The 387-nt window shown below is 66.7% G+C and carries 1 protein-coding gene; it reads right to left on the bottom strand.

Going from position 1 to position 387, the window contains the following annotated elements:
* On the bottom strand, window positions 1–347 hold a 347-nt coding region (locus tag EOD07_RS37425; protein ID WP_127238566.1), incomplete at its 3' end, for an MBL fold metallo-hydrolase.
* Window positions 348–387: the final 40 nt, after the last annotated feature.

Below are 387 nucleotides of genomic sequence, written 5' to 3'. Positions count from 1 at the left end.
TTGCGGAACAGCGACAGGCCCGAAATGTGGTCAGCGTGGAAATGCGTGACGATGATTGTGCGGATGTCATCGGGCGATAGGCCGAAACGCTCGAGCACCGGCAGGACCTGTTCGGCAGCGTTGAGTTCGGGCTTCAGCAGCGCGCCGTAGAGCCGCAGCATCCGGCCGCGCCGGTCGCCGCTCAGCGCGTCCGGCGTGTAACCGGTATCGACCAGCACCGGTCCGGCGGCGGGGTGGAAGAACAGCCCGTAGCGGACACGCAGCCTGGCGCTTTGCCAGGTGCCGCCGCGCAGCATCAGCCGCTCGGCGGCGTTGACCCAGGCGCTGTTGGCGAAGATGAGCTTCATGGCCTGACCCTGCCGGCAAACGTGCGGTCAAGCCCTTGTT

The organism is Mesorhizobium sp. M2C.T.Ca.TU.002.02.1.1 (genome assembly GCF_003997225.1).
The sequence above is the reverse complement of the archived record's forward strand: the minus strand, read 5'-3'. Positions and strand labels throughout refer to the sequence as shown.